At 61.8% G+C, this 18,131-nt stretch carries 17 protein-coding genes; 8 read left to right on the top strand and 9 right to left on the bottom strand.

Annotated features, from left to right (window positions below):
- Positions 1–91: 91 nt before the first annotated feature.
- The 3 genes from GC125_RS03375 to GC125_RS03385 form a co-directional block, all read right to left on the bottom strand.
- Positions 92–796: a class I SAM-dependent methyltransferase gene (locus tag GC125_RS03375; RefSeq protein ID WP_151984040.1), complete on the bottom strand. Its 705-nt coding sequence runs from the start codon at positions 794–796 to the stop codon at positions 92–94.
- Positions 797–941: 145 nt separating this feature from the next.
- The gene (locus tag GC125_RS03380; protein ID WP_151984041.1) at positions 942–1,475 is read right to left on the bottom strand and encodes a hypothetical protein; all 534 of its coding nucleotides are present in this window, start codon (positions 1,473–1,475) and stop codon (positions 942–944) included.
- Complete coding sequence (locus GC125_RS03385) at positions 1,472–2,608, bottom strand: vWA domain-containing protein (RefSeq protein ID WP_151984042.1); 1,137 nt, start codon at positions 2,606–2,608, stop codon at positions 1,472–1,474. The genes GC125_RS03380 and GC125_RS03385 overlap by 4 nt, the downstream gene beginning before the upstream one ends.
- Positions 2,609–2,841: 233 nt before the next feature.
- On the opposite strand from GC125_RS03385, the gene GC125_RS03390 reads away from it, so the two are divergent.
- The 3 genes from GC125_RS03390 to map all read left to right on the top strand — a co-directional run bounded on the left by GC125_RS03390 (position 2,842) and on the right by map (position 4,807).
- The gene (locus GC125_RS03390) at positions 2,842–3,690 is read left to right on the top strand and encodes a fumarylacetoacetate hydrolase family protein (RefSeq protein ID WP_151984043.1); all 849 of its coding nucleotides are present in this window, start codon (positions 2,842–2,844) and stop codon (positions 3,688–3,690) included.
- Positions 3,691–3,823: 133 nt separating this feature from the next.
- Positions 3,824–4,027, top strand: a complete 204-nt coding sequence (locus GC125_RS03395; protein WP_151984044.1) for a ParD-like family protein — start codon at positions 3,824–3,826, stop codon at positions 4,025–4,027.
- 3 nt (positions 4,028–4,030) lie between these two features.
- Positions 4,031–4,807, top strand: coding sequence for a type I methionyl aminopeptidase (gene map / locus GC125_RS03400; protein ID WP_151984045.1), 777 nt, complete (start codon positions 4,031–4,033; stop codon positions 4,805–4,807).
- 78 nt (positions 4,808–4,885) lie between these two features.
- Here the strand turns inward: map and GC125_RS03405 are convergent, their stop codons facing one another.
- The 6 genes from GC125_RS03405 to GC125_RS03430 form a co-directional block, all read right to left on the bottom strand.
- Positions 4,886–6,955 (bottom strand): M13 family metallopeptidase, encoded by a 2,070-nt coding sequence (locus GC125_RS03405; RefSeq protein WP_151984046.1) that lies wholly within the window; start codon positions 6,953–6,955, stop codon positions 4,886–4,888.
- A 48-nt stretch (positions 6,956–7,003) separates the two neighbouring features.
- Positions 7,004–7,300: a hypothetical protein gene (locus GC125_RS03410; protein WP_151984047.1), complete on the bottom strand. Its 297-nt coding sequence runs from the start codon at positions 7,298–7,300 to the stop codon at positions 7,004–7,006.
- 47 nt (positions 7,301–7,347) lie between these two features.
- Positions 7,348–7,569: a hypothetical protein gene (locus GC125_RS03415; protein ID WP_199864420.1), complete on the bottom strand. Its 222-nt coding sequence runs from the start codon at positions 7,567–7,569 to the stop codon at positions 7,348–7,350.
- Between the two features lie 157 nt (positions 7,570–7,726).
- The gene (locus GC125_RS03420; protein WP_151984048.1) at positions 7,727–8,422 is read right to left on the bottom strand and encodes an SH3 domain-containing protein; all 696 of its coding nucleotides are present in this window, start codon (positions 8,420–8,422) and stop codon (positions 7,727–7,729) included.
- Between the two features lie 152 nt (positions 8,423–8,574).
- Positions 8,575–9,447: a LysR family transcriptional regulator gene (locus tag GC125_RS03425; RefSeq protein WP_151984049.1), complete on the bottom strand. Its 873-nt coding sequence runs from the start codon at positions 9,445–9,447 to the stop codon at positions 8,575–8,577.
- 167 nt (positions 9,448–9,614) lie between these two features.
- Positions 9,615–10,526, bottom strand: a complete 912-nt coding sequence (locus GC125_RS03430) for a LysR family transcriptional regulator (protein ID WP_151984050.1) — start codon at positions 10,524–10,526, stop codon at positions 9,615–9,617.
- A 279-nt stretch (positions 10,527–10,805) separates the two neighbouring features.
- On the opposite strand from GC125_RS03430, the gene GC125_RS03435 reads away from it, so the two are divergent.
- The 5 genes from GC125_RS03435 to tcuA all read left to right on the top strand — a co-directional run bounded on the left by GC125_RS03435 (position 10,806) and on the right by tcuA (position 18,129).
- Positions 10,806–11,906 carry a Bug family tripartite tricarboxylate transporter substrate binding protein gene (locus tag GC125_RS03435; RefSeq protein ID WP_151984051.1) on the top strand — a complete coding sequence of 367 codons (1,101 nt, stop codon included), beginning with the start codon at positions 10,806–10,808 and terminating at the stop codon, positions 11,904–11,906.
- Positions 11,907–12,072: 166 nt separating this feature from the next.
- A complete protein-coding gene (locus GC125_RS03440) occupies positions 12,073–14,091 on the top strand; it encodes a tripartite tricarboxylate transporter permease (protein ID WP_151984052.1) in 2,019 nt (672 codons plus the stop codon).
- 106 nt (positions 14,092–14,197) lie between these two features.
- Positions 14,198–15,325 (top strand): 4-oxalomesaconate tautomerase, encoded by a 1,128-nt coding sequence (locus GC125_RS03445; RefSeq protein WP_151984053.1) that lies wholly within the window; start codon positions 14,198–14,200, stop codon positions 15,323–15,325.
- Between the two features lie 116 nt (positions 15,326–15,441).
- Positions 15,442–16,497, top strand: coding sequence for an isocitrate/isopropylmalate dehydrogenase family protein (locus GC125_RS03450; protein ID WP_151984054.1), 1,056 nt, complete (start codon positions 15,442–15,444; stop codon positions 16,495–16,497).
- Positions 16,498–16,614: 117 nt separating this feature from the next.
- Positions 16,615–18,129 carry an FAD-dependent tricarballylate dehydrogenase TcuA gene (tcuA, locus tag GC125_RS03455; protein ID WP_151984055.1) on the top strand — a complete coding sequence of 505 codons (1,515 nt, stop codon included), beginning with the start codon at positions 16,615–16,617 and terminating at the stop codon, positions 18,127–18,129.
- Positions 18,130–18,131 lie beyond the last annotated feature (2 nt).

Genomic DNA, 18,131 nt, shown 5'->3' on the forward strand with positions numbered 1-18,131 from the left:
CGGGGCGCCCCGCTACAAACCGGATGGTCTACGACCTGGTCTCGCCTCGCCCGACTGGGGCGAAACCGTAGCGCTGAAGCCGTCTGCGAAATTACTTTCTGGAGTGCCAGCCGTGGATGAGAAACGCTTGAAAGAAGCGAATCGGTCGGGCGAACCCCGCTTCTCGCAACAGGTTTTCGGTTTCGAGTGGAGACAGCACGCAAAGCGTATTGCGCAGCACGTCGGGTAGCGTGCGCAGTGTTTCCGGCGTTGCGCCCATCAGCGCCTGCACGCGCTCCCAGTTCTGCAGTTGGGCGGGGAACTCGGCGGCGTCGAGGTCGGCGCTGATCTCCGTGCTGACGAAATATCCGCCGGGCTTCAGTCGGTCGCGAATGCTTTGGTAGAAGGCCGGCCGATCGTCGCGCCCGACGAAATGGGCGACCAGAACGCTGACGACGGCGTCGAACTGCGCATCGGCTTCAACGTCTTCCACATATCCGACGACGAGGTCACAGCGGTCGAGCACATTGGCGCGCGCCAGCTTGTCCCGGCACACTTCAAGCATTGCCGCCGAGGGATCGACGCCCAAAAAGGTCCAGCCCGGATTGGCGTGTGCCAGCGACAGGATCTCTGCACCGGTTCCGACGCCGACACAGAGTATCCGGGCATCGGTTGGGAGATCGTGGAGGACGAGCCGGATCAGGAAATGCATGTTTGCCGCGATGTCGGCCAGTTTGCTGTTCCGCTCGTCGTATCGTCCCGCCATGTCACCATTGAAGTGCGACTGCGCCGGGGTGCTCGCGGAAGAATTGGTCATTGCTGTAAACCTTGCCTGCTTTGAATTTGGCTTCTGTCCATGGGGAAGTGGGAGCGATGTGCGCAAGCGCCCTACTGTCTTGCAGAACTATAATCGCGAAATTCCGAACAGACCGAACGGTCGCGGATTGCCGCGTTAGATGGACTTATTGAAGTTGTTCGATCGAGGCCGGGGGGAATTCGATTTCGGCAAAACCGGGATAGACATCACGCAGGATGGCGACCTGTTGCGGATCGCTGACGCGGACGAGATACCAGTCGTCGCCGTCCTGCAGCGCCAGCGTTTGCGAACTGACCTGAACCCGTTGTCCATCCACGCTTACGATCGTGCGCGTTGGCAGGAGTGCGTAGGGCGTGTCGTCCTCAAGGAGCCCGACGGTGAGGTTGTCGCTGTCGATGGCATAGTCCTCGAGCACGTCCTGTGCCGAGAGCTTTTCCATCTCCGTCATAAGAGCGGCAATCACCGCCTCGGTGCTGACGCCGGCGCTGTCGGCGATATGAGCAAGAATTTTCGGCGGGATCGCATCGGCGACGGCCGCATGATCGCCGTCGTTCATCGCGGCGCCAAAGTCATTCACCGCGCTTTCGATCGCGCCGCGATCTTCAGGCGAGAGGTCCTGTCCATGCGCACTCGACGTGGCAAGTGCGATGGCAAAGCCGATACCGATCAATCGCCTCATTGGGCCTGTTCCAGAGTGTCGTTTGCATCTTCCGCGGCATCGAGATTTTGGCGGATGGTCTGGTTGGCCGCGTCATTCTCCGCGCGCAGCGCGTCGTAGAGCGTGCGCGCACGGTCGCGCGCCTCGTCGTGGCGCGCCCGGTGCAAGTCGTTCACCTCTGACAGGATGTCCGGTTCGGTGTTTGCGTCGCGCCGACTTTGCCGCCATGTGCCGAACCGCTGATTTTCGCGCGTCATGATGCCGGCGACGCAAGTGTTCACCCGCAGCATGGCGCCGCCGACCGCCGAATTGTTGGCGCTGGTTGCATGGCCGCTCATGGCGCGCACGCGTGTCATTTCGCCGATATTGCCCGCACGCACTTCGAGCGCGGCGAGGAGTTCGTTGCCATCGGCTACGGTCTCGAACGTGCCGCCTCCAGCGTTCGCGACTGCTTCGAGCATCTCGCGATCGGCCTGCGGCAGATCGAGGCCTATGATGTTGACGATCGCGCGGACGTCACTTTCGTTGAGCTGACGTGCAGCGGCTATGGGATCTCCTCCGCAGGTCTCCTCTCCGTCGGAGACCACATAGACCACCTGTTCGCCGGGGACGTCCGATGCTTCTAACTGGCTGCCGGCCATCTCGAGGGCTCCGGCCAAGGGCGTCCAACCGGTCGCGCTCAATTCATCGATCTGCGAACGCAACGCGGAGCGATCGGAGCCGACCGCAGCGAGCAGCTCGACGCCTTCGCAAGAGAGTGCCTTGCCGCTTTCCTCATTGTTGCCCTGATGGCCGAATGCGACCAAGCCGACATCGATGGATTCCGGCAGCGTCCCGATGAAGCTTTGGACAGCCGAAATGGCCGCTTCCATTTTGGAAACGCTACCGACCGTGCCGGCCATGGAGCCGGATGCATCCAAGGCGATCAGCAGTCGCGTCGGCACCGGTGGCTGGTTCTTGTCGAGTTCGGGCCCCGCGGGACCCGACTGCATTTCGACCAACTCATCGAAGCATCCCTCGAGATCCTCGCCGCTCTCGGAGAGAAATTCCTGGAGCAAGGATGAAGCTTCGCCTTCCTGAGCAATTGCCGAATGAACGATGTTGCCAGCAAGCAGAATCGAAAGCGCGGATGCAGCAATGAGGATCTGTCTCAAAGTGTATTCCTCTCTCCAGATCTCAAATCTATTCGAAATAGTGTTTGAAAAGGGGCGAGACGTTTTTGGCTACGGATGAACACCGTTTGTCTCGGCCTATCGAGCGGGCCGTGAGAAGGCACAGGATCGCCGGACTTGCGCTTCATTTTGTCAACGCGGCCTTTACGACCGGTGCCATCCCCCTCATAGACGACCAAGACCGCCTGATTGTCTTTCTGGAGAGGATGTACAGCATGAAACTTTTGCGTGTCGGCGAAAAGGGTCGCGAACGCCCGGCCCTTCTGGATGCCCATGGCAAGATCCGCGATCTCACCGGCATCGTTGACGACATCGCCGGCACGACGCTTCTGCCGGACGAATTGCAGCGTCTGCGCGAGCTCGACCCGCAGGCGCTGCCAGAGCTGCCGGCCGACCTGCGGATCGGGCCATGCGTCGGCAATGTCGGAAAGTTCATCTGCGTCGGCCTGAATTATGCAGACCACGCCGCCGAAAGCGGTCTGGACGTGCCGAAGGAGCCGGTGATCTTCATGAAGGCCACCAGCGCGATCTGCGGGCCGAACGACGATATCATCATTCCGCGCAATTCCCTCAAGACCGACTGGGAAGTCGAACTCGGTGTCGTCATCGGCCAGGAGGCGCGTTACGTCGACGAGGCGAACGCGCTCGACCACGTGGCCGGTTACTGCGTCATCAACGATCTGTCGGAGCGCGAATTCCAGATCGAGCGTTCCGGGCAGTGGACCAAGGGCAAATCCGCCGACACGTTCGGCCCGATCGGCCCATGGCTCGTGACTGCAGACGAGATCGAAGATCCGCAAGATCTCTCCATGTGGCTCGACGTCGACGGTCGCCGGTTCCAGGACGGCTCTACGCGCACCATGGTCTTCGGCGTTGCCCACGTCGTCAGCTACATCTCCCAGTTCATGAGCCTGCAGCCCGGCGACATCATCTCCACGGGCACGCCGCCCGGCGTGGGGATGGGCATCAAGCCGGAGCCGATCTACCTCCGCCCCGGCCAGGACATGCGGCTCGGCATCGAGAAACTGGGCGAGCAGCGCCAGCGCACCGTCGCCTGGAGCTGATTGGTTTCCCGACGGACGGCTGCCGCCAGGCGCCCGTTTTGCGAGACCACAGCATTTCCGTCGGAATTTCCAGTTGATCGCATGCCATACGTTCCATATATGGTTCGTATGGTGCGCGAGTTGGAGATGACGCATGGGTATCGTGAAGATCGATGATGACTTGCACGAGGAAGTCCGCCGGGCGAGCACTGTGCAGTGCCGCTCCATCAATGCTCAGGCGGAGTTCTGGATGAAGGTCGGCATGCTGGCCGAGGCGAATCCGGATATGTCCTTCAACGACATCGTCAGGAAGCAGTACGAGGCGGCAGGCGTGCGCATGCCGGCGCAGGCGGCCTAGATTATGGTCAAGACTCCCGACGAACTGGCGCTGATGCGCGTATCCGGCAAATTGCTGGCGTCCGTTTTCGAGATGCTGGACGAGCAGGATCTGGTCGGTCAGTCGACGCTGCAGATCAACGATCTGGTCGACCGCTTCATCAGTGTCGACCTCGCCGCGCGACCGGCCAGCAAGGGGCAGTACGGCTTCAAGCATGCGCTGAACTGCTCGATCAACCACGTGGTCTGCCACGGCATACCGGATCCGAACGAGATCATCCGGGACGGCGATATCGTGAATTTCGACATCACGCTCGAAAAGAACGGCTTCATTGCCGATTCCAGCAAGACCTACCTTGTCGGCAACGCGGCGCCTGCGGCGCGAAAGCTCGTGCGCGTCGCTCAGGAAGCGATGTGGCAAGGCATCCGGCAGGTGCGGCCCGGCGCCCATATCGGCGACATCGGCCACGCGATCGAACGCCATGCCAAGAAGCACGGCTACGTCATCGTGCGGGAATATTGCGGACATGGGATCGGCCGCGACATGCACGAGGAACCGCAGGTGCTGAATTTCGGGCGGCCGGGATCTGGCGTGAAGCTGCGCGAAGGCATGGTCTTCACGGTCGAACCGATGGTCAACCAAGGCACGCGCAAAGTTGCCACCGCAGAAGACGGATGGACGGTGGTGACCACGGACGGCAAGCTCTCTGCCCAGTTCGAACACACGGTTGCCGTTACGAAGGCCGGCGTCGATGTATTGACCTTGCGCCGCGACGAGCGAACCTTGCTTATGGCAGGCTGATCGCCAGGCTGTGACGGCTGTCAGCAAAGATCCATGGTCCGCCGGTCGTCGACGGTTCATGTTTTCATAGCCCGTCGATCACCACGCGTTGACGCGATTTTCCGGCGCCAGCCACATTGGGTCGCCCTCTTCGATCCCGAAGGCCGTGTAGAACGCATCCACATGCTGCAGGGGCGCGAAGGCGCGGTAGTTGCCGGGCGGATGGGGGTCGCCGGTCACCTGGTTGCGGATGTATTGGTCAGTCGCCTTGAAGGTCCACATCTGCGCCCAGGAGACGAAGCAGCGCTGAGCCGGCGTCATTCCGTCGACCTCGACATTCTCTGCCGGGTTCTCGGCGAGATAGGTCATCAGCGCGTCGTAGGCGAGATTGATCCCGCCGACATCGGCCATGTTCTCCTTCACGTTGAGCGGTCCGTTTGCCCGCAAGCCGGGAAGAACCTCAAAAGCATTGGCCTGGTCGATCAGCTTTTGCGCCTCCCGGTCGAATGCCGCCGCATCTTGTGGGGTCCACCAGTCGCGCATGTTGCCGTCGGCGTCGAAGAGCCGGCCGCCGCTGTCGAAGCCGTGCGTCATCTCGTGACCGAGAACGGCGCCCATCCGGCAAAAATTCACCGGCGCATCCATGTCGGCCTCAAAGGCTGCCGGCTGCAGGATGGCGGCGGGAACTTCAAACCCGTTCATCTGAGGGCCATAGGCGGCGTTGATGATGATGGGCAGCGTGGCGCGTGAATTGTTGAACTGGTCGCGCACAACCGGCTTGCCGAATTTCTCCACGTCCCGCCGCATGTCGAAGGTGATGAGGTTTGCGACATTCGAGAGCAGATCGTCCGGGTTGATATCGACACTGCTGTAGTCGATCCAAGTGTCCGGGTATCCGATCAGAAAGGTCAGCTTCTCGAGTTTATCGATCGCAGCACGGCGCGTCGGCTCGCTCAGCCATTCCCTTGTCTCCATCCGGGCGAGGAACGCTTCGCGAATACGGCGCGTCATGTCGAAGGCTTTTTCCCGCGTCTCGTCCTCGAAGAAGCCGTCGACATAAACCCTGGAGACGGGGTGGCCGAGTTCGGTGCGCAACAGATCCTGGACCCGCTCTTCCCGCGGGGGAAGGGTGGAGACACCGAGCATGGCCTGCGTCAGTTCGCGGACGGGTTCGTCGAACCGCGTCGACAGGTAAGGCATGAACTTCGTGATCAGCTTGACGCGGGCATAGTCCTTAAAGTCGTCCAACGGCCGCGCTCTCAGCATCGTCGACAGGGCCGGCAGGTAGCGCGGCTCGGTGAGGATCAGGCTTTCGGTTTCGGGGAGGCCCACGCCTTCGGACAACCGGGCGAGGTCGAGCTCCGGGATTTCGGCCTGCAGTTCCGCAAAGGTCGTCGGAATGTAGCTGTTGCGCGGATCGACAAGTTCGACGGGCGTGATCTGCGCGGCATAAAGCTCTCGCTCCATGTTCAAGCTGAGGCGCGCCATTCTGTCGGCACGCTCCTGGTCAAAGCCGGCGATGACCAGCGCCTCGCGCAAGAAGGCGAGATAGGCCTCGACGCGCGGCGAGCCATCCGGATCGGCATAGATGTCGCGCTGATCCATCACCAACTGGCCGCTGATGAAGAATAGCACGGTACGGGTGGCATCGACCTGGTCGACGGACGGGACGATGGCCGCGAGGATGATGTCGGCAGCCGTCGCCGTGAAGTGACCGAGATAGGTCGCCAGATCATCCAGCGAGGCGATCGCTTCGATGCGGTCGAGTTCGGGCTTCAGCGGCGCCATCCCGAGTTCGTCGATACGATCGGTGTCCATGTAGGACGTGTAGAGGTCGCCGACCTGCTGGACCGGCGTGCCCTTGCCGGCACTGGCCGCGTCTTCCGCAGCCGCGGCGATGGCATTGACCATCTGCGCCTTCAGCCGCTCACCCATGAAATCGAACACCCCGATGCTCGGCAGCCTCTCCGGGCGTTCGACGCGCTCCAGCCACTTGCCGGAAGCGTAGTGGTAGAAGTCGTCGGCGGGATCGACACTCGTATCCATGTTCTCGATGGAGAAGGCCAGTTCGTCCGCTCCGATCGGCGGAATGGGCCGCTCTTGTGCGGTGGCCAGAGATCCAGGCGATATGGCGTAAAGCGCCGCCAGCGTGAGAAGCGTCCGGTTCATGTCATCGCTCCGAGGAAAGGCAGGATGGCGGTCGCCGCGTGATGTCGCTCACCTCAGGGTGCAGACCCCGTTTACGCCACCGCGCGCGGTGTAGGAGAGGCTGGGTGTGCCATCGGGAGAGATCATGATCGATATGGTCACGTGATCATGCGAGGCTTCATAATATTCGGCGTTGAAGACGTTCAGCTTGGCTTCGGTGCCGTTGATGTAGACCGGGCCACCCTGGTCGGCATGGACTTCGATGCTGCCCGGACATGTGGCGTTCAAAAGTGGTATCGCGGCATGGGCCGTGCCTGCAGCGACGATCGAACCGGTAACAGCCAAGGCACTGATCATGCGGGTCATGCTTTCTCTCCTTGATGGGAATCCATGGGGCATATGAATGCTGCTTTTCAGAGCGGGCCTTCGTTGGTCATCGACATCACCCGTGCGACGATGCCCGAATTGGAGACGGTGCATTGCCAAGGGGCCCGGTCGGGGCCCACGCCGATTGTCACTTGAGAATTGGCCTCGGAATAGAGCATCTCGGTGATGATCTGATCGGGGTTGTTGGTGGTGCGCTGTACCTCGCGAAGGCAAGCGTCGCGTGCAATCTGGGGAACGCTCTGGTCCATCAATGCCGGTGTTGCCGCAAGCGGCGGGTTGCTGCTCGTGTCGCCGGTTCAGCCGCAGACGACGAGTGCTCCGGCCAATGCAAGAAAACTGCCTGCTTTCATGGTACCCGTTCTCCCTGAAAATCTCTAAGTGCGGATCAATCGACCGCTTCAACATTCAACCTCCGGCTTCGACCAGAAAGCGGCCTGAAGCCCAGCCTGACAGGTTCCCGTCGGGCCGCTCCACCCGACACCATCGCGTGCGTCCATTCATTCGGCAGCCGAGGTTTCGAAGCACCGTTCCGTTGCGCAACTGGGCAATCGTCGGCGAAAGGGTTGTCGGCTCGGCGCGGATGTTCAACCTGTCACCATTCGGCACATTGGCGACCGCCCAGAAGTCGGGACCACCGGAGAGACCGTCAGCGAAATCGGGCGCGACGGCGTCCACCCGGCCGCCCGTGACTTCGACGTCCAGCGAAAAATTCGCGACCTCGTCGCGTCGCGCTGCGTTGCGCATGAGGTAGACCCGGATAACGTAATCGCCCGACTTCGGTACGATGACGTCGGCGAAGTCGCCTTGCGAAGATCCGATGAAAAGGGCCTCGTCCGCGCCGAAGGGCAGGATGTTGAAATAGCTGGATCGGTTGTCGGTCCGCATCTCAGCAGCAAGCCGCTGTCCGCCGCTCACTCGAATGAGATAGTCGATGCCATCGTAACCGACGATCTGGCCGCGCACCGTTTGGGAGCTGCGGCCCGACGCAAAGCTGATGCGCTCCGTCCGTTCCTGAGCGCTTGCGGAATGGAAGTGCCAATTATTCGGTGCGCCCGAAAGGGAGACCATGACGCTGAGAACCAGGATCAGCACCCATCGCATCGGATTGCCTCATGCCCGACAGGAGAAAAACCGGAGGCGAGTTTGAGCCCGAGAGCACGCAAAGGACGAATGAAATTTATGCGCGGTCCTGCAAGCAGAACTCATGCATCGCGGTGGCGTTGGAGAGGCTGATCTGGCGATTAGGCGATTGATCAGGTCGCCTGTTTTCGAACCTGCGCCTTGAACCAGCGGATAAGCGCGTCGAGTGCCGGTTCGCCGCGCCGGCTTTCCTTGACGCAAAGATAGTAGTCCTGCTGCGTTGGAAGCGTGTTCGCGTCCAGCAGCGCAAGGCCACCTCCTTCGATCTCCGGGGCCGCGAGAAAGTCAGGAACGAGCGCCGCGCCAAGTCCGGCCTTCGCCAGTTCCAGTGCAATCAGGTAATGGGAGGCGAAGATCCACCGCTCGTCGGATGGAGGCGCAAGCGCACAGTCCATGACGCGGCCGAAGGTTTTCCAATCGGCGCCCTGGCGGCCCGGCTGAAGGTCGGTGGTTATGAACGCCAGGCGGCTCCTGTCGGCTGCGGGGGAGGCGATGGGCACCAGCTTTTCCGGCCAGAGTAGAAAGGCGTAGAAGCCTTTTTCCGCCGGCAGCGTCGTCACGAATGCATCGGCGACGGCGTCGGTCATTTCCGGATCGCGCGCATACATGCAAAGCTGCAGGTCGAAGGAAGGCTTGCCTGCATAGAAGTTCGGAAGCCGCGGCACCAGCCATCCCGGCCCGAAGCTGGTGCATACTGCGAGCCTCACCGTTTCGCGCGACCCACCGATGGCCTCGCCAACCGAGCGCTCGATATCTGCAAATGCTGGCTGCAACTTGCGGGCAAGCCGGCTCCCGGCTTCCGTCAGGATGATGCCGCGCCCCTGCTTCTGCAGAAGGCGCTCTCCTACGATTTCCGACAGCAGCCTGAGTTGGTGGCTTATCGCGCTCTGGGTCACGCCCAATTCGAGAGCTGCAGCCGAAACGGACGAGTGACGCGATACCGCCTCGAAGGCTTCAAGCGCGCGAAAGTTCTGCCTGCGGACCATCGTGCGGTGATTGCCCCTGGGGATCGGTATGGCGAATACTAGCTCACCCGAGCCTGCAATGCATGGGGGTATGCATTCCTGTCCGCTAGAACTTCCAACAGCATTAAGCGGAAGAGTCCGACGCTGAGATGCTCGCGTTCCTGACCCGCGTTCTGCGCAGTTTTAAGTCAGCTCCTGGTGAGGCCCTGCTTCCAATGGAGCATCAGCATGTCCAGGAAATGCTGGGCTGCGGGCGCAAGGGAGGCTCCGCGCCGACGTACAATCCCGATGGTTCGGGACACCTCCGGATCCTGCAGAGGCTGGACGCTGATGATGGGATGATCGCCTTGCGGGGTGGCCATGCGGGGGAGAACGGAAACACCAAGGCCCGCCTCGACGAGGCCGAGCGACGTCGACAGATGTGTCGTTTCGTAGGTGAAGGACAGTTGCACGTCGGCCTTCGCAAGCGCTGCGTCGAGCAGCGTGCGGTTGCCGCTCGATCGACTGACCGTGATCAGACGGTGGGGCGGCAGGTCGGTCCAGCGCACGACCGATTGCGCTGCCAGTGGATGGTCGCGCCGCGCAGCGAGAACGAACGGATCCTCGACCAGTGGCGTAAACTCCAGATCCGCGCTCGATGCGCCCATGAGGTTGATCCCGAACTCAACCTCTCCGCGTGATACGGCCGTCAGCCCGTCATTTGCGCTCAGGTCCATGATCCGGAAGCGGATCTGCGGAAACTCCGCTGCAAAGCGGCGGATGACGGCTGGCAGGAAGTAGAAGGCCGCCGTCGGCAGGCAGGCGATCGTGACCAAACCCCCGCGGCGCAGGCCGACATCGCGAAACGAGAACAGGGACTGGTCGAACTCGTCCAAAAGCCGCCTTACCAATGGCAGCATTTCGCGCCCGACCGCCGTCGGCGCGACACTGCGCGTTGTTCGCTCGAAAAGCTGTGCCCCGATCGTTTCCTCCAGTTTTTGGATGCGACGGGAGAGCGCCGGCTGCGAGACATTCAGCGCTTCGGCAGCCCTGTGAAAATTGCCGAGCTCCATGACGGCGATGAAGGAGCGCAAGTCGAGCGTGTCGCAATTGATGTGCATTTCAGATCAACTGTCCAACTTTTTGCATATGACATATCAATGGTAGCGATACACAACGTGCAGACAAAGAGATCACTGATGCAATTGATGCATCAATTGGCGCGGTAACCGCATCAAATGCCGTGTTTTCAGGCATTTTGCCGAAATCACGAGCGCCAAAGGCGTTGGAGGCGCCTTTAGAGACTTTACAGGCGAGGCGCGACGTGTTCACCCTACGCCTAATTCATGTGTACCTTTGTATACGATGAAGACTTTACCATGAGATTTGGGAGGAAAAGCATGACCCGTATCGATCGTCGTAAGTTCCTGGCTGCCAGCGCAGCCACCATCGCGGCTGCTGGCTTCGGTTTGCCGAAGGCATTCGCGCAGGACGCCGTGGATTTCGCTGGTGAAACCATCGAGTGGTGGATCCCCTTCTCCGAGGGCGGCGGCTCCGACGTCTGGGCGCGCTTCATGGCGCCTTACCTGGCCAAGCATCTGCCGGGTCAGCCGAACGTCATCGTTCGCAACGTTCCCGGCGGCGGCTCCATCACGGGCACCAACGAATTCGTTGCGCGCGCCCGTCCCGATGGTCTTGCACTACTCGGCACCTCGGGCTCGACCCAGTTTCCGTTCCTGCTCGGTGACACGCGCGTGCGTTACGACTACGCCAAACTGATCCCCGTGCTCGTCTCGCCGACAGGCGGCGTTGCTTATCTGCCGGCAAGCCTAGAGGTTGCCGACGCATCGGAACTGTCCAAGCTCGGCGACCAGGAACTGGTTTATGCCAGCCAGGGTGCCACGTCGCTCGACCTCGTGCCGCTGCTCGCGTTCCGCCTGCTCGGTCTCAACGTGCGTCACGTCTTCGGCATGACCGGTCGTGGCGACGGCCGTCTCGCCTTCGAGCGCGGCGAAGCCACGATCGACTATCAGACCTCGTCGGCCTATCTCACCAATGTGGAGCCGCTCGTGGAAGCCGGCACCGCCGTCCCGATCTTCTCGTGGGGCGTTCTCGACACGGAAGGCAACGTCCAGCGCGACCCGACCTTCCCGGATCTGCCGCACTTCGTCGAAGCGCTCGAAATGGCGACTGGCGCCATCCCGGACAGCGTCGAATTCGATGCTTACATGGCATTCTTCGGCTCGGGCTTCGCCGCGCAGAAGCCGGCTATGCTGCCGGAAGGCACACCGGAGAACATCGTTGCCGCCTATCGCCAGGCATTCGCCGATGCAGCTGCCGATCCTGATCTGCAGGCTGCGAAAGGCGAGATCCTGGGCGAATACGACCAGGCCGTCGGCGATGGCGTTCAGACGCTCTACGAGGTTGCGACCACGATCGATCCGGAAGCACGCGAATGGGTTCGCGAGTTCCTGATGTCGGAATATCAGGTCCAGCTCTAAGGCAATACCGATACGGAGCGCGCAGGCACAGTCCCCGCGCGCTCCGACACCTCTCGTTTCCCGATCTTTCGGGCTGATCTGATCCTGGCCTCTGCGGAAATCGCTTCGTGTTGCCTTGCAACGCGCCGATCCGCAGCAACTTCGCCAGCAGCGGGACGCTTCCATCATGCTTGAGACATTTCTCAGTTCTTTCGCCACCTTGCTGACTGCCCAGCATCTCATGTTCATGACGATCGGCGTGGTGCTCGGTCTCGTGGTCGGCATCCTGCCGGCGCTCGGCGGTATCGCCGGCATGTCGTTGCTGCTTCCGTTCATCTACGGCATGGACCCGACGTCGGCCGTGGCGATGATGATCGGTCTGTTGGCGATCTTGCCGACATCGGACACGTTCTCGTCGATCCTGATGGGCATTCCGGGTTCGTCCGCATCGCAGGCGACCGTGCTCGACGGTTTCCCGCTCGCCAAGAAGGGCGAGGCGGCGCGCGCGCTGTCTGCAGCCTTCTCGGCATCGATGGTGGGCGGCATGTTCGGCGCGATCGCGCTGACCGGCGTCGTCCTGATTGCGCGACCGCTGATCCTGTCGTTCAGTTCGGCTGAGCTTTTCATGCTCGCGATCTTCGGCCTGTCGATGGTCGGGGTCCTGTCGGGATCGAATCTCGGCAAGGGCCTGGCTGCCTGTGCGCTCGGCCTCATTCTCGGCACGATCGGTACGGCGCCTGCCGCCGGTGGTGAGCGCATGTCCTTCGATTCGCTCTATCTGATCAGCGGCCTCGAACTGGTCATCGTTGGCCTGGGCATCTTCGCCCTTCCCGAGATCGTCGATCTTCTGCGATCCAACCAGAGCATTTCGTCGACCGGCAAGCTCGGCTCGGGCTGGTTCCAGGGTGTCCGCGATACGTGGAACAGCCGCTGGCTGGCTTTGCGCTGTTCCGGCCTCGGTGCGCTGATCGGGATGATCCCGGGTCTCGGCGGCAGCGTCGTCGACTGGCTGGCCTATGGTCATGCCGTGCAGACGACCAAGGGCAAGACGGAATTCGGGCAGGGCGACATTCGCGGCGTGATCGCACCGGAATCGGCCAACAATGCCTGCGCCGGTGGTGCCCTGATCCCGACACTGCTCTTCGGCATTCCGGGCTCCGGCTCTATGGCGATCTTCCTCGCCGCCATGATCCTGATCGGCTTGCAGCCGGGACCGGCCATGGCCGACCCAGCGCGCGATCTGGATCTGACCTACACGATCATCTGGACGCTCGCGATCGCCAACGTCGTCGGCACCGCGCTCTGCATCGTTCTGTCGCCCTGGGTCGCGAAGCTGACCACGATCAAGTACACGATCTTTGCGCCCTTCATGATCGTCGTCATTTCCTTCGGTGCCTTTCAGGCAACACGGTCCTTCAACGACATGTTGGCGCTTTTGGCGATCGGCCTCATCGGCATCTTCCTGAAGCGCTTCGGCTGGCCACGCCCTGCGTTCCTTATCGGCTTCGTGCTCGCCACCCAGGTCGAAACCTATTTCTACCAGGCGGTGCAGTTCTACGGCTACGGCTTCCCGCTGCGTCCGCTGGCGCTGGCCATCGGTGTGCTGACGGTTCTCTCGGTGTGGTTCGGTACGCGCAAGCGTCCCGGCGATGCCGCAGCCGCGAGCATCAGCTCGGAAGGGGATGCCGAGCAAGCCCAAGCGAAGAACCTCATGCCGCAGATCGTCTTCACGGTGGTGGTCGGAGCGCTCTTCATCTACGCCTTCGTCGACTCCTGGGAATTGGCCTCGTTCCTCGACAAGGTGTTCCCGATGTCGGTTGCGGTCGTCGGCCTGATCGCCTGTCTCGTGGTAGGACTGCCCCAACTGCGTGCTCAGAAGACCATCGCCGGCGGCGGAGCGGTTGCGGGCGGGTCGGCGAACTTCGATATGGACGCCAACATGACAGATGGCGGACCGTGGCGGTTCGTGTTCTGGCTCGTTGGCTTCGTCGCCTTGATCGGCCTTCTCGGCTACTTCCTGGCCCTGATCGTCTTCTTCATGACCTTCACCCGTGTCGTCGCAAAGACGAGCTGGCTGAACTCCGCGTTGCTGACCGCCGGGGCCGCCGCGATGATCATGGTCCTGACCTGGGCCCTGAACATGCAGATGCCTTACGGTCTGCTGCAGGAATACTTCTACGACAGCCTGGTCTGGCCTTTCCGCTAGCCAAAGCATCAGCCGCTCCGGGAGCTTTTCCGGGGCGGTTTTCCATATCCCGAATTTCAGTATACAATCGCATGCGAAACTCGCGCATTCTCCGAAAGGTTCACTCATGACAAAGCAAGTCGCAATTCCCTGCATCCTGATGCGCGGCGGCACATCGAAGGGCCCCTATTTCAAGGCGTCCGATCTGCCTGCGGATATCGCCACGCGCGATCGCGTTCTTCTGGCGGCGATGGGTTCTCCGGATGCACGCCAGATCGACGGCATCGGCGGTGCGGACACGTTGACCAGCAAGGTCGCGATCGTCGGCCCGTCGAAGAGGGAAGGGGTCGATGTCGATTATCTGTTCGCGCAGGTTTCCGTCGACAAGGCGATCGTCGACACCAGCCCGTCCTGCGGCAACATGCTGTCGGGCGTCGGACCTTTCGCCATCGAGAGCGGCATGGTTCCGGTGGCCGGCAACACGACGAGCGTCGTGATCTTCGACGAGAACACGCAAAGCCGCATCGAGTCGATCGTGCAGACCGGCGATGGCGCCGTGGTCTATGACGGCGACGCTGCGATCAGCGGTGCTCCCGGCACATCCGCACCTGTCCGCCTCAACTTCATGGACATCGTCGGTTCCAAGACCAGTGGGCTGCTGCCAACCGGCAAGCTGACGGAAGAGATCGACGGCGTGACCGTCACACTCATCGATGTCGCCGTTCCGATGATGCTGTTCCGCGCGGCCGATCTGGGCAAGACGGGCTACGAGACGAAAAAGGAACTCGATGCGGACAAGGACTTCTTCGCCCGCATGGAGGCCATGCGACGCGAGGCGGGCCGGCGCATGGGGCTCGGCGATGTGGCCGACAAGGTCGTCCCAAAAGCTGCCATGCTGGCCAAGCCCAAGGATGGCGGCACGATCGCGGCCCGCTATTTCGTCCCGCACAACACGCACGCTGCCTTCGCCGTTACCGGCGGTCTCTGCGTGTCGTCGTGCGCAGTTCTCGAAGGTTCGGTTTCCGACGGACTTGCCGTCCGCCCGGAAGGCCATGACCGCCTCATCGTGATCGAGCATCCCTCGGGCGTGCTCGATGTGACGCTTGAAACGCGCGACACGGAAAACGGCATCGACATCGTCAAGGGCGGCCTGTTGCGCACCGCGCGCAAGCTGATGGCCGGCGAAGTCTACGTCCAGGCGGCAGTGCTGCAGGCAGAAGCCGGCGGCGAAGCCGAACTCCAGGGCGCAGCCTGACAATCAGCGGCCGTCTTCTCGCCTCCGCGGGCGGACGGCCGTTTCCCATTCGACGATCAGTGCCGTGCCAAGCCACGTGAAGCCTTCGTTCGGCCGGCACGTCCCCAGGAGATAGCATGAAGATTCTCGTTCTGCCGGGCGATGGCATCGGCCCGGAAATCGTGCGCGCGAGCACGGATGTTCTCGATGCAGCAGACCGCAAGTTTGGTCTCGACCTCGACTATACCCATCGCGAGATGGGCTTTGCCACCTACGAGACGCAGGGCACGACCTTGCCCGACGACATCCTGCCGCTGGCGCGGACGATGGACGGCGTGTTGCTCGGCCCGATTTCGCACCTGGACTACCCGCCGCGCGACAAGGGTGGCGTCAACGTCTCGGCGGCGTTTCGCGTCAAGCTCGATCTCTTCGCCAACATCCGTCCGGCGCGCACGCGCACCGGCGTGAAGCATCGTGGTACCGACATGGATCTCGTGATCATGCGGGAATCGACCGAGGGCATGTATCCGGACCGGAACATGGTGGCCGGCACCGGCGAGTTCATGCCCACCGAAGACGTCGCCATTTCGATGCGCAAGGTCACGTCGAAGGCGATCGAGCGCATCGCGCGCGCATCCTTCGAACTTGCCGTGAAGCGGCGCAAGAAGGTGACGGCAGTGCACAAGGCAAATGCCTTCGTGCTGACGGACGGCCTGTTCCTCAAGGAAGTCCGCAAGGTCGCCGCCGAGTTTCCTGAAGTCGAACTGGAAGAGGTGCTGATCGACGCCATGGCGGCGCTGCTCGTGCGCGACGCGTCGGTCTATGACGTCATCTGCTCGACCAATTTCTACAGCGACATTCTCTCCGATCTTGCGTCCGAACTTTCCGGCAGTCTCGGCCTCGCCGGCTCGGTGAACGCCAATGAAGATCTGTGCGCGGCGCAGGCCCAGCATGGTTCCGCCCCCAGCATCGCCGGGCAAGACAAAGCCAATCCGACATCGATGATCCTCTCGGCCGCGATGCTTCTGCGCTGGTACGGCGAGCGGAAGGGTGGCGAGCGTTTTGTCGAAGCCGCCGATCGGATCGAGGCCGTGATCGACGACGTGTTGTCTGATCCCGCGCGCTGCACCGGCGATCTTGGCGGGCCGTTGGGAACGCGGGCCTTCACGCAGCTCGTGGTCGACGCGATCTGATCGGACTGCGTTGAAACGCGTACCGGACGACGGCGTTCGTCCGGTTGCAAATTCAGAATACAAATGTATACAAAGACTGAAGTGGCCACCGGGTCCAAGCGAAGCCAGGAGAACATCATGTCCGAAGTATGGGATGTCGTCGTTATAGGTTCAGGCAGTGCCGCGCTCTGCGCCGCCATTGCAGCCAAGGAAAAGGGCTCTCGCGTCCTGATCATCGAAAAGGCGACCGAGGATCTGGCCGGCGGCAATTCCAAATACACCGCTGGTGCGATGCGCTTCGTCTACAACGGCAATGACGACCTGATCCCGCTTCTCCAGAATCCGGACGATCCGCGCATTCCGAACACCGAGTTCGGCCAGTACACGGCGGAGAAATTCGGAGCGGATCTTCTCGGCTTCAATGGCGGCCGCCCACTCTCGGTGGAGCAGCGCGACCTGATCGGCAAGAGCTACGAGACGATGCGCTGGCTGGCGGACAACAACGTCAAATTCGAACCGATCTATTCGCGCCAGACCTTCGAGAAGGACGGCAAGTACATCTTCTGGGGCGGGCTGACGCTCGCCGCCGAGCACGAAGGCGTCGGGCTGGTCGAGGCAGAAATGCGCGCCTTCAAGGCGATGGGCGGCGAAATCCGTTATGATTGCGCGGCAGTCGACCTGATCGTGAAGGACGGTCGCGTTGCGGGCGTGAAGACGCGCCGCGGCTCCGGCGAGACGGCGGACATCGAGGCGCGCGCCGTGGTGCTCGGCTGCGGCGGCTTTGAATCCAACGCCAAGCTACGCGAAAAATACATCGGCGCGGACTGGGCCAAGGCGAAGGTTCGCGGAACACCGCACAACGAGGGCATCGGCCTGGAGATGGCGTTCAAGCTCGGCGCCCAGGCTTACGGTCTCTATGACGGTTGCCATGCGACGCCGATGGATCTTCACATGCCGGAATACGGCAACCTCGATATTCCGCACGAGCAGCGCAAGAACTATCGCAAGATCTGCTATTTCCTCGGCGTGATGGTGAATGCGAAGGGCGACCGCTTCGTCGACGAGGGCAAGGATTTCCGCAACTACACCTACGCCCAGTTCGGCCGCGCGGTGCTCGAACAGCCGGGCCATTTCGCCTGGCAGATCTTCGACAGCAAGGTCGATCACCTGCTTTACGAAGAATACCGCTTCTCCGACGCCCATTATGTCGAGGCGGACACGCTGGATGTATTGATCGAGAAACTCGACGGAATCGACGACAAGGACGCAGTGCGCAAGACGCTCGCCGACTACAACGCTGCCGTGAACGCCGACGTGGCCTTCGATCCGACCATCAAGGACGGCAAGAACACCAAGGGTCTGTCGCTGCCGAAATCCAACTGGGCGCAGAAGATCGACACGGGCCCGTTCAAGGCCTATCCGGTTACCGGCGGTATCACCTTCACATATGGCGGCTTGAAGGTGAGCGACCACGGGGGCGTCGTCCATGAAAACGGCAGAGACATTCCGGGGCTCTATGCTTGCGGTGAAATGGTCGGGGGTGTCTTCTACGAAGGCTATCCGGGCGGTTCGGGCCTCACCTCGGGCGCCGTTTTCGGACGGCGTGCAGGCTACGGGGCGGCGCAGTTCGCGACGCAGACGCTCGCGGCCTGATC

The sequence above is a fragment of the Rhizobium sp. EC-SD404 genome (assembly GCF_902498825.1).
Lineage (GTDB): Bacteria > Pseudomonadota > Alphaproteobacteria > Rhizobiales > Rhizobiaceae > Georhizobium.

Coding starts and splice junctions, on each gene's coding strand:
- GC125_RS03375 (WP_151984040.1), bottom strand. CDS start 796: ATGACCAATTCTTCCGCGAGCACCCCGGCGCAGTCGCACTTCAATGGT.
- GC125_RS03380 (WP_151984041.1), bottom strand. CDS start 1,475: ATGAGGCGATTGATCGGTATCGGCTTTGCCATCGCACTTGCCACGTCG.
- GC125_RS03390 (WP_151984043.1), top strand. CDS start 2,842: ATGAAACTTTTGCGTGTCGGCGAAAAGGGTCGCGAACGCCCGGCCCTT.
- GC125_RS03395 (WP_151984044.1), top strand. CDS start 3,824: ATGGGTATCGTGAAGATCGATGATGACTTGCACGAGGAAGTCCGCCGG.
- map (WP_151984045.1), top strand. CDS start 4,031: ATGGTCAAGACTCCCGACGAACTGGCGCTGATGCGCGTATCCGGCAAA.
- GC125_RS03405 (WP_151984046.1), bottom strand. CDS start 6,955: ATGAACCGGACGCTTCTCACGCTGGCGGCGCTTTACGCCATATCGCCT.
- GC125_RS03410 (WP_151984047.1), bottom strand. CDS start 7,300: ATGACCCGCATGATCAGTGCCTTGGCTGTTACCGGTTCGATCGTCGCT.
- GC125_RS03415 (WP_199864420.1), bottom strand. CDS start 7,569: ATGGACCAGAGCGTTCCCCAGATTGCACGCGACGCTTGCCTTCGCGAG.
- GC125_RS03420 (WP_151984048.1), bottom strand. CDS start 8,422: ATGCGATGGGTGCTGATCCTGGTTCTCAGCGTCATGGTCTCCCTTTCG.
- GC125_RS03425 (WP_151984049.1), bottom strand. CDS start 9,447: ATGGTCCGCAGGCAGAACTTTCGCGCGCTTGAAGCCTTCGAGGCGGTA.
- GC125_RS03430 (WP_151984050.1), bottom strand. CDS start 10,526: ATGCACATCAATTGCGACACGCTCGACTTGCGCTCCTTCATCGCCGTC.
- GC125_RS03435 (WP_151984051.1), top strand. CDS start 10,806: ATGACCCGTATCGATCGTCGTAAGTTCCTGGCTGCCAGCGCAGCCACC.
- GC125_RS03440 (WP_151984052.1), top strand. CDS start 12,073: ATGCTTGAGACATTTCTCAGTTCTTTCGCCACCTTGCTGACTGCCCAG.
- GC125_RS03445 (WP_151984053.1), top strand. CDS start 14,198: ATGACAAAGCAAGTCGCAATTCCCTGCATCCTGATGCGCGGCGGCACA.
- GC125_RS03450 (WP_151984054.1), top strand. CDS start 15,442: ATGAAGATTCTCGTTCTGCCGGGCGATGGCATCGGCCCGGAAATCGTG.
- tcuA (WP_151984055.1), top strand. CDS start 16,615: ATGTCCGAAGTATGGGATGTCGTCGTTATAGGTTCAGGCAGTGCCGCG.